The organism is Coleofasciculus sp. E2-BRE-01, assembly GCF_040221695.1.
Taxonomy (GTDB): domain Bacteria; phylum Cyanobacteriota; class Cyanobacteriia; order Cyanobacteriales; family Coleofasciculaceae; genus Coleofasciculus.
In genome coordinates, this window is sequence record NZ_JAVKEA010000249.1 from 1 (window position 1) to 6,190 (window position 6,190).

Annotated in this window: 7 protein-coding genes, 2 tRNA genes and 1 pseudogene; 9 read left to right on the plus strand and 1 reads right to left on the minus strand. The window is 46.1% G+C overall.

From position 1 onward, the window contains the following. The 5 genes and pseudogenes from RIG66_RS33675 to RIG66_RS33695 all read left to right on the plus strand — a co-directional run. Positions 1-217 (plus strand): annotated as a pseudogene (locus RIG66_RS33675) (NF041680 family putative transposase); the annotation flags it as partial. Between the two features lie 377 nt (positions 218-594). Further along, positions 595-1,215, plus strand: a complete 621-nt coding sequence (locus tag RIG66_RS33680; protein WP_446384454.1) for a GNAT family N-acetyltransferase — start codon at positions 595-597, stop codon at positions 1,213-1,215. Next, positions 1,212-2,171, plus strand: coding sequence for an N-acetyltransferase family protein (locus tag RIG66_RS33685; RefSeq protein WP_446384456.1), 960 nt, complete (start codon positions 1,212-1,214; stop codon positions 2,169-2,171). Before RIG66_RS33680 ends, RIG66_RS33685 begins: the two co-directional genes overlap by 4 nt. Before the next feature lie 326 nt (positions 2,172-2,497). Beyond that, positions 2,498-2,698, plus strand: a complete 201-nt coding sequence (locus RIG66_RS33690) for a hypothetical protein (RefSeq protein WP_446384458.1) — start codon at positions 2,498-2,500, stop codon at positions 2,696-2,698. A 116-nt stretch (positions 2,699-2,814) separates the two neighbouring features. After that, positions 2,815-3,015: a hypothetical protein gene (locus RIG66_RS33695; RefSeq protein WP_446384460.1), complete on the plus strand. Its 201-nt coding sequence runs from the start codon at positions 2,815-2,817 to the stop codon at positions 3,013-3,015. A 48-nt stretch (positions 3,016-3,063) separates the two neighbouring features. Here RIG66_RS33695 and RIG66_RS33700 read toward each other — a convergent pair whose 3' ends face one another. Continuing rightward, positions 3,064-3,255: a hypothetical protein gene (locus RIG66_RS33700; protein WP_446384462.1), complete on the minus strand. Its 192-nt coding sequence runs from the start codon at positions 3,253-3,255 to the stop codon at positions 3,064-3,066. 230 nt (positions 3,256-3,485) lie between these two features. On the opposite strand from RIG66_RS33700, the gene RIG66_RS33705 reads away from it, so the two are divergent. From RIG66_RS33705 to RIG66_RS33720, 4 genes are all read left to right on the plus strand, one after another. After that, positions 3,486-3,555 (plus strand) — tRNA-Leu (locus tag RIG66_RS33705). Between the two features lie 93 nt (positions 3,556-3,648). After that, positions 3,649-3,722: transfer RNA gene (locus RIG66_RS33710), tRNA-Ser, on the plus strand. Positions 3,723-3,871: 149 nt separating this feature from the next. Beyond that, positions 3,872-4,312, plus strand: a complete 441-nt coding sequence (locus RIG66_RS33715) for a hypothetical protein (protein WP_446384463.1) — start codon at positions 3,872-3,874, stop codon at positions 4,310-4,312. A 252-nt stretch (positions 4,313-4,564) separates the two neighbouring features. Then, a complete protein-coding gene (locus tag RIG66_RS33720) occupies positions 4,565-6,046 on the plus strand; it encodes a hypothetical protein (RefSeq protein WP_446384465.1) in 1,482 nt (493 codons plus the stop codon). Positions 6,047-6,190 lie beyond the last annotated feature (144 nt).

A 6,190-nucleotide genomic window follows, 5' to 3' on the forward strand; every position in this document is an offset into this window, starting at 1 on the left:
TTATTTGACTCAAACTGAATCGCTCAAAGTTACACCCAGCTTAGTTCAACGGGACTTCTATCGAATTATTTCGTCTTTGGGTACTCCGGCTCAATCCCCCAAACGTCGAGGTTATTCTCCCGGACGGATTAAAGGTGAAAAAAAAGAGCCGAGAACCCGCCATAAAGTTATAAAAAAACAGCCATTTTGTCAAAATCAAAAGAGCCAAGTCTTCTAATCTTTACTCTGTAACCCTCACTCCGTCGGTATTTCTGAGCTTTTCTTCGAGCTGAGATAGAGGAGCCATTTTTTCTTTTTTTATTTGCGTAATATTTCCGCAAAATATATTGATTTTGTCCAAAGTCCAATTACATCTAGAATAGTAAGCATAACATCACTATTGTACATCCTCAAAAGTTAATGAATCCTTAACGTAAAAGTTTCAGTCGTCCATTTATTGAGGGACAGACACCTCTTCAGATTGAGCGACGAGTTCACCCGGTTGGGTGAATCGACAGGATGAAGTGCTATTTCTGCCCCAACTTGTAGTATACCTGTAGTAAATTACTGATTGAGTTGCTTAAATTGCAGCAACTGACCTATCTGCTTAATTCTATGACAACTCTAACCATGCGCTCCCACAGGGGTAAAGCCGACTTAGATGCGATCGCACTCTTCCTGAAAACCTGTGAAGCGGTTGATTTGCCTAACGAGTACCCCTCAGTGTCCGAGATATTAATGCAATTTGATGCACCCTCAGTTAATCAGCAACGGGATATTCGCTTGTGGGAAGATGCAGAGGGTCAATTAATCGCATTGGCGGGGTTAATGATTCCCACAGTTGGGGAAACCGTTGATGGTTTTCTCTGGTTTCGTGTTCATCCCACGCAACGGGTTGATTCTCTATACAGGAACATTATCACTTGGGCAGAAGCACGAATGCAGGAAGTTTGTCAAGAACGTTGTCTGGCGGTAAGTTTTTGCGACGGCTACATCCCCAAAGATGGGAATCAGGGCTGGATTAATCCGGTTGGTACGCGACGCGATTACCGCAAACAGGGTGTAGCACGCAGTATGTTACAAGCCGTGATGCAACAGTTGAAAACCGAGGGAATGGAAACCGCCATGCTGTATGTCGATGCGGAAAACCCTTCCGGGGCGAGGCGGTTATACGAATCAGTGGGTTTCCAGACCACACACACTCAAATCGCTTATGTTAAGGATATTGCAGGATGAGTATTATTACCCGACGTCCCTATCGTGGGGAAATCGACTTAGACGCGATCGCACATTTGATCAATACCTGTGAAACCGTTGATCAGCTTGAGGAAGGCACATCTGTCACGGAACTCCAGCAATCCTTTGATGACCCCTTTATTGATAAACAACGGGATCTCTTTCTTTGGCAAGATGCCGATAATCAGCTTATTGGTTTTGGTCGGCTGTGGATTGTTTCTTCTGATACAGTGATTGATGGATTTTTGGCGTTTCGGGTTCATCCAACAGCCCGAAGCGGTGATTTAGAGGAACAGATTATCACTTGGGCTGAGGAACGCTTGCGCCAGGTGAGTCAAGAACGAGGTTTACCTGTAAACGTGCGCTGTGGTTCTCGCGCTGATAAAACTGACCGGATTGCCATTTTAGAGCGTTGTGGTTTTAAGCGCGATCGCTATTTCTTCACCATGGCGCGAAGTCTCCAGGAACCTATCCCAGAACCCAAACTTCCAGACGGTTTTACCCTGGGTTACAGCAAAGGAGAAGAAGATGTTGAGGCGTATGTAGAACTGTACAACCAGACGTTTATCGATCACTGGAATCATCATGAGTTAACCGTTGAGCGCATATTACATGAATGGCAAGACCCATACTACAAGCCCGAATTGAGTCTACTTGCAGTGACTCCAGATGGAACGTATGCGGCGTTCTGCTACTGTCGTGTGAATCCCGAAGAGAATCAACGCAACGGACGTTGTGAAGGCGAGATTGCTGTTCTGGGGACAAGGCGAGGCTTTCGTCAGCAAGGGTTAGGACGAGCGATGTTATTGGCTGGGATGCAACAACTCAAGGCGGCTGGTGTGGAGACAGCCAAACTGGGCGTTGATGCGAAAAACGTGTCGGGGGCGCTGCGGCTTTATGAATCTGTTGGTTTTAGTACCGTAAAGACTCATATTAGCTTGGTTAAAGAGTGGTGAGGTTTGTCATTCGTCATTCGTCATTCGTCATTCGTCATTCGTCATTCGTCATTCGTCATTCGTCATTCGTCCTTTGCTCCCCCATCTTCCCCATCTCCCTCATCTTCCCCACCCCCCTGCATCTTTACTCCAGGAATTCCCGGAAAAAAATTTTTGTCCAGTCTATTGACAAGCATGTAGTATTTATGTAGTATAAATATATGACAGAGAGATGAGAGGCAAAACTCTCTACCTCAAACGTCCAGTCTGAACCTTGAAAATCGAATAAAACGTCGGGAATTTTCACGAAGGTCAATCAGGATTTTTGTAATCGGAATCGGTTCATTATGTTATTCCTGTATACACCTCTGGTTCGTCATGTTCTCACACCTATTGAGTGGGATACTAAACCGAATCAGCGAAATTCAACCCTATCTATGACGGAAAAAGAACGTTTAGAGTCAAATGATAACAGTCTAAATCAAATGACGGCTCAAATCCGTTATAGCCAAACCGTCTATTCTTTAGAGCGGCGCTTCTTACTCTAAGAACTATCAGTGTTTGTGAACCTAACTCAATGCTGGTCGTTTTAGCCAAATGAGTATGTTCGCTCCGCAGATAGATTGATAAACACCAATCAAATCAAGTTCTAGGAGGTGCCCGCATGGTTCACATTCGCTTTGAAGGTCGTTCTTATGATATTCCAGAACGTCAGCTTGGTATTCAAGTTGGGATGAAAGATTCGGTTGTCAAGGAACGCATTGCCCAGTATTTTGAGGTAGGACGCGATCGCTTAACTGATTATGTTATCGATCGGCGTCCCAGTGGCGACCTAATTATCCGTCCTGAAGCCGTTTACGGTTAAATAATTTGCATCAGAAATTAGTGGAATTCGCGCCCTAACTGGAGAAGCTTACAAACTGGTAACGTCTGACTTCAACTCAGATTGTAGGTTCGATTCCTGCCCTCTCCGCCTCTTGGAGAGGTGTAAAAAAACAAGCTGCTTTGACTTGCGCGATCGCACCAATCCACTCAGATTTTGGATGAGTACAAATAACGGTAAGTTTACCGAATTCTCTTCAATCCAAAATCTAAAATTCAGCATTCAATATCCCGCGCCCTTACTTGTGAAGCTTACATACTGTTCCGCCTACGAAGCGGGAGGTTGTAGGTACCCTTCGGGAACGCCTACGGCGAACGAGTCCTACTAGCTGCACTCAATGCAGCTATAGCTCAAATGGATAGAGCGCCAAGTCATAAGGCTTTGCTAACTTGCGCGGGATATCTCTTATTTGCAAGTGTTGAAATTCACTTCGCGCCCCAACCGAAAAAGCTTACATACTAGCCAAATGGAAAAGGCGCTTGATTTAGGCTCAAGATTATGCAGGTTCAAATCCTGCGTATGACTCACGGCTTTTTTAACTTGCGCGAAGTGATTCATCCCTTCAATTTTGCCCGAAGAAATAAAGAGTGCTAACGCGCCCCAACTAAAAAAGCTTACATACTAGCTCACTGGTAGAGCAATCGACTTGAAATCGATGTGTCGCGGGTTCGATTCCCGTGTATGAACCAACGGCTTTTTTGACTTGCGCGTTAGCTTTAACATTACGGGAGAAACGTCGATGTTAGTCAAAACGTTTGAAATTTTGGCACAGGTTAAATCGTTAACTCTGCTGGAAACCTCTGAACTTGGGGTTTCTGTTCGATAGGAGATTCTGGGTATGCGCGATCGCATCAACAAATCTTGGACATTCGCTGAGATAGAACGTCTAATTCAGGCATTTGAGCAGGGGACACTACCACGAAATGAGTGGACGCATCAGGCACATTTAATCGTTGCTTTGTGGTATCTGACCCATTATCCGCAACCTAAAGCCACTGATTTTATTCGCAACGGTATCCAACAGTATAACCGGGCGATCGGTATTATTACCACGAAAGACAGTGGTTACCATGAAACCCTGACACTGTTTTGGGTGCAGATGGTGGGTCAATATTTAGTTGCGAAAGGGAAAAACCTATCCCTTGAAGCGTTAGCTAATGGTTTAATCCAGGATTACACGAATCCACATCTACCACTCGAATATTATAGTCGCGATTATTTAATGTCTTGGCAAGCACGCCAGCATTGGATTGAACCTGACCTAAAATCTTTCAATTGAATTCAAAACGGTTTTTGATCTGACACAGAATTCTCCGAGAACACCAGTTTAGTAATTGAAACCCTTTGCTGTAGAGACGTAGCATCTTGCTTCTCTACAAACAACAATGGCAGTTGTCGCCGCGCCCTAACCGGGAAAGCTTACATCCTTACCCTGTCACGGTAAACTCAACAGCTTTCTGAACTTGTGCGGCACTATTTTTAGTCAAAGCGTGCGACATTTGCCTCCATTCTTTTCTTAAAGGAGGTTGTCATGAATACTGCAGAACGCGACTTGCGTTTGGAAATGCTCAACAGTCTGTTAACCACACCTCACCGAGAGTTAAATAAGGTTGCAGACTTGCACAAAATGATGGTAGAACTTGACCCTATCTTCTATGGACATCTCGGTGTATGGTATCAGAAAGAAGGGGATGTTCGTGACCACAAAGAAGTGTTTGTGGGGAATCTGTTGACCAGTCAGTTAACGGAACACAGGGAAGCCGGATTCATGTTGCTGCAAACGTTTCCACCTTACCAAGTGGCGCGAATTGTGGACTTCATGAAGCAGCATCAACAGAAGGTTCCTCGTTCCGCCCGAACCGCAGTACGGCGCTATTTGCAAAAGCGGGAAAAACAGCCCCAATTTTTTGACCGTGCGGCGTTGCGGGGACGCAAGTCCATGAAGCACCTCTACGCTACCTTACACATTAAGCCGAGTGAGCGGGCGAATACCATCCTGTTTAAGGATGCGCCTCCGGAGGATAGTCTGGCGTTTGCGCTCAAACAGTTAGCAAAAGCAGCAACTCCCACGGAACAAGCACGGCAAATTGTGGCGCATAAGATTCCCTATACTGTTGCCATTGGCGCAGTCAAGCAAATCACGCCCACCGTCTTAGTCGCCCTGATTAATTCCATGACCCCTCAAGAGGTGATTAATCACCTCAAGTCTCTCAAGGCGCGGGGAGCCATGGAACACCCCCAGGTGAAGGCGTTGATTGATGAAAAGCTGACGGCAGCTCAATCTGATAGCCGTGTATCCGCCCTCAAGGGACGAGTTGCGGCTGAAGCAGCGGGGTTAGATCTCGCCACGACTGCTCAGTTAGAGCGCGTCATGGATGAGCAGGTGAAAAAGCGCGGCAAAATCGCCAAATCCACGGCGCTGTTGGTGGATAAGTCTGGCTCCATGCATCAAGCCTTGGAGGTGGGTAAGCACCTAGCTGCGTTGATTTCCGGGATTACGGAAGCGGAGTTGTTTGTCTATGCCTTTGACACGATGCCCTACCCCGTCCAAGCCAACCTGAGTCGTGATACCCGATTGGGCGATATTTTGGCGAATAATCTGCCGCAGGAGCATCTGTACAGCCACTGGGAGCGTGCGTTTCAGCACATCCGGGCTGGTGGTGGAACCAGTATCGGCTGTAGCGTCGAGGCGATGCGTCGGCGTAAGCAGTTGGTGGAACAGTTTATCTTGGTGACGGATCAAGGGGAAAACACCGCGCCCTACTTTGGTAACGCTTTTGATGCCTATTGTCAGGAGTTGAATGTGCTGCCAAATGTGATCATCGTCAAGGTGGGCAGTTACTACGACTGGATTGAACAAAAGTTGCGGGAACGGCAAGTGCAGGTGGATACGTTTACCTTTGCGGGTGACTACTACTCATTGCCCAACCTGATTCCGCTTTTGTCTCGTCCTTCCCGGCTGGAGTTGTTGATGGAAATTCTGGAGACTCCTTTGCCTGTAAGGGATGATTAATTGTTTGGACTTTGGACAAAAAAACTAAATTTGCGTAAATGTTACGCAAATGTAGTTTGAAGTTAATTAAGAGGAATTAATTTAACTATGACCGAAAAGTTTTACTCGTCTTTAACTCCCTCATTTTCCCCAGAGATATCCGGC

Coding starts and splice junctions, on each gene's coding strand:
- RIG66_RS33680 (WP_446384454.1), top strand. CDS start 595: ATGACAACTCTAACCATGCGCTCCCACAGGGGTAAAGCCGACTTAGAT.
- RIG66_RS33685 (WP_446384456.1), top strand. CDS start 1,212: ATGAGTATTATTACCCGACGTCCCTATCGTGGGGAAATCGACTTAGAC.
- RIG66_RS33690 (WP_446384458.1), top strand. CDS start 2,498: ATGTTATTCCTGTATACACCTCTGGTTCGTCATGTTCTCACACCTATT.
- RIG66_RS33695 (WP_446384460.1), top strand. CDS start 2,815: ATGGTTCACATTCGCTTTGAAGGTCGTTCTTATGATATTCCAGAACGT.
- RIG66_RS33700 (WP_446384462.1), bottom strand. CDS start 3,255: ATGCTGAATTTTAGATTTTGGATTGAAGAGAATTCGGTAAACTTACCG.
- RIG66_RS33715 (WP_446384463.1), top strand. CDS start 3,872: ATGCGCGATCGCATCAACAAATCTTGGACATTCGCTGAGATAGAACGT.
- RIG66_RS33720 (WP_446384465.1), top strand. CDS start 4,565: ATGAATACTGCAGAACGCGACTTGCGTTTGGAAATGCTCAACAGTCTG.